This is a genomic window from Paraclostridium dentum, assembly GCF_012922555.1.
Classification (GTDB): Bacteria; Bacillota; Clostridia; order Peptostreptococcales; family Peptostreptococcaceae; genus Paraclostridium; species Paraclostridium dentum.
Genome location: NZ_WIPK01000207.1, coordinates 1 through 309, shown reverse-complemented (window position 1 = coordinate 309; position 309 = coordinate 1). Strand labels below are relative to the sequence as shown.

The following is a 309-nucleotide window of genomic DNA, read 5'->3' as shown; positions in this document are numbered from 1 at the left end:
AGGCTCAAATATTTTTTTCACATTTAAACTTTCCTTTACATCCAGTTTTAGCGTTCCCATGCATGTGTCCTTCACGTCAACCCAGACTGAGTCTGAAACAACCTCAGAGGATCCTATGTGGTAATACGCCACCACTCGAAATGAGGGAACCAGTTCCTTGGTTACGGGCAGAGACAGAGTCACCAGAGACTGCCCTTGTCTTTTAAACCTCCGTCCTTCCACAATCTGTCCTTTACTGATGATCAGATAAGTGAAATCTTGATTTTGGGCACTACTTTTGAAGTTTAGATTGATGTTCATCTGATCACC

1 protein-coding gene is annotated in these 309 nt (G+C 42.7%); it reads right to left on the bottom strand.

Annotation, left to right across the window (positions count from 1 at the left end; translation table 11 throughout):
• The coding region (locus tag GFJ41_RS21385; RefSeq protein WP_170076063.1) for a hypothetical protein at positions 1-309 on the bottom strand (309 nt) is incomplete at both ends.